Origin of the sequence: Psychrobacter sp. AOP5-GZ1-6 (assembly GCF_052376345.1) — a bacterium.
Classification (GTDB): Bacteria; Pseudomonadota; Gammaproteobacteria; order Pseudomonadales; family Moraxellaceae; genus Psychrobacter.
In genome coordinates, this window is sequence record NZ_JBQSVP010000227.1 from 1 (window position 1) to 2086 (window position 2086).

Here is a 2086-nt window from a genome sequence, read left to right on the forward strand (position 1 = left end):
GCTAGTAACCCCTATTGCACCAATGACAAGGGTTTTAGCCATATTCGCACTAAATCCAATGCTATAAAACACGCCTACATACAGCCCAACCGCCCCAACGTGTGCCGATGGTTAGTCTTTGACATTGACGACCCACAAGCCTTGTTCGCCTTCCATGACAAGGGATTGCCGCGCCCTCAAATCATCATACAAAATCCCAATAACGGACATGCTCACTATGCCTACAAGCTAACAACGCCAGTGGGTGAAGGCGGAAAATCTAGCACAAAAGCCCTCAAGTATCTGAGCAGTGTTCAAAACGCCTTGCGATTGGCGTTAGGGGCTGACCGCAGCTATGGCGGCAATCTCATTAAAAACCCTTGCCATAATGCCCATACCGTATATTTGACAGGGGCTAAGCCCTCTTATGAGCTTGCAGACCTTGCCGAGTATTTAGACCTTGGACAAGCCACCGAGTCAATCCATGCAGCCAATGACCACGGTTATGGACGCAACTACAGCGTATTTGAGCATGTTAGACACCAAGCCTACCCAATGGCGCAAGACCATAGCTACAGGGAGCTGGAGAGCATCTTAACCCCTATTGCAGAGGCGTATAATCAGCGTTTTGATGTGCCGCTTTACCCTAATGAGCTAAAACACATTGTCCGCAGCATTGCCCGATATTGCACACGAAAGGACTTCACAGCAAGCCACAAGGCGTTCTCAGAGCTTCAAAGAGCGCGAGTAACTAAGCGATGGGGTGATAACACCGACAAGCAAAAACAAGCGCAAATATGGGCAGCTGAAGGCGTGAAAATAGGGGTAATTGCGGAGCGATTAGGCGTAAGTCGTAGAACCCTTGAACGGTGGGGCTTGCGGAAGAAAAAAAAGTAAAAATGCGACATACCATAATCAGATAACAGCCCTTGTGGGTTTTTGGGCTGTTTCGTTAAGTCTGGCTACACAATAATTCCCGCTTTTCAAAAAACAAAAAAAATCAGTCTTTTCGTCATCGTCAGCAGTCGATGGCGGTAGTTCAAATTCCTAGTTTAATTTTCTACCTTGTCGTAGCCTTGCTCAAAGATATAGCTTGATTATCTCCTTTCTAGGCTCTCCTGTAGCCCTCTGTGCCGTCCTAAATGCGTCTAAGCTACCCTAGCATCACTTCGATATTTAAAGGCTGTTACAGCGCATTCTAGAGCGTCTATTATTTTTTGCTTTTCGATATTTTTTGGATTAACCGTAAATTGTTGTTGCAATGCACTAACAACGTTAATACAATGCACTAAACACAAAACAGGAATAAACCCCCATGAGCAACAAGAACGAAGGAACATTCACTTGCAGAGGTGACAAAGAGCTGATAGCCGCATTCAAGCGCATAGCCAAGGATAACAACCGTACAGCGAGCCAACTGGTCAGGGATTACATGAAAGATTACGTCAAGAAAAACGGTCAAGGTAAGTTATTTGACTAGATTAATTTGCAGCACTGGCCACACATCGACCCCTAGTCGATGTGAAAAAAAATAAAAGAAAAAAGAGCAAAAGATTATCGTGCCGATGGCAAAATATAGGTTCACACACCACGCAACTGGTTGCAAACGACTTAAAGCCATACAGTGCAAGGGCTGCCGTGTCGGACAATGACACTGCACGCTGTCCGACAAACCAACAAAAAATTGACCTCTAAGCCAATAAAATAAAGAGTTCACGTGTGGGACAAGCGGATTTTATTTTGACCCCAAAACTAACGCCCTAGCGGTTGTTGGGTCAGCGGTGATCCGTAGGCGAAACGATGCCTACGATCACCGCTCGACCTTTACAATTTGGCGAAGATAAGCGTAAACTCAAACGCTAGAAACGAGTAAGCCCCGATGCTGCAAACATCAGGGCTTAATGTAATTCAAAGTGTATGACCACCTAGAACCACGTAACGTAGGGGTATTTTAGGCGGTTGTACGCACTAAAACAAGGCTTTTTTGTATCATCAAGCCCCCAAGCTCATGGTACAGAACTGAAATATCCTAGTGTACGCACTCAAACAGATAGACCCGACCAGCTGGCAAAACGTCAGCACCTTAGCCCAATTCTATAGCGACCTA

General features: G+C 45.6%; 2 protein-coding genes. Both read left to right on the forward strand.

What is annotated here, in order from left to right:
* Positions 1-876 (forward strand): replication initiation protein (locus ACT3RN_RS15270; protein ID WP_444518793.1); only part of this gene is annotated, 876 nt, incomplete at its 5' end.
* A gap of 418 nt (positions 877-1294) precedes the next feature.
* Positions 1295-1459, forward strand: a complete 165-nt coding sequence (locus tag ACT3RN_RS15275) for a hypothetical protein (protein WP_444518794.1) — start codon at positions 1295-1297, stop codon at positions 1457-1459.
* The last annotated feature ends 627 nt before the right edge of the window (positions 1460-2086 follow it).

Bases quoted from the DNA above. Each gene is read 5' to 3' on its own strand.
- ACT3RN_RS15275 (WP_444518794.1), top strand. From the start codon at position 1,295: ATGAGCAACAAGAACGAAGGAACATTCACTTGCAGAGGTGACAAAGAG.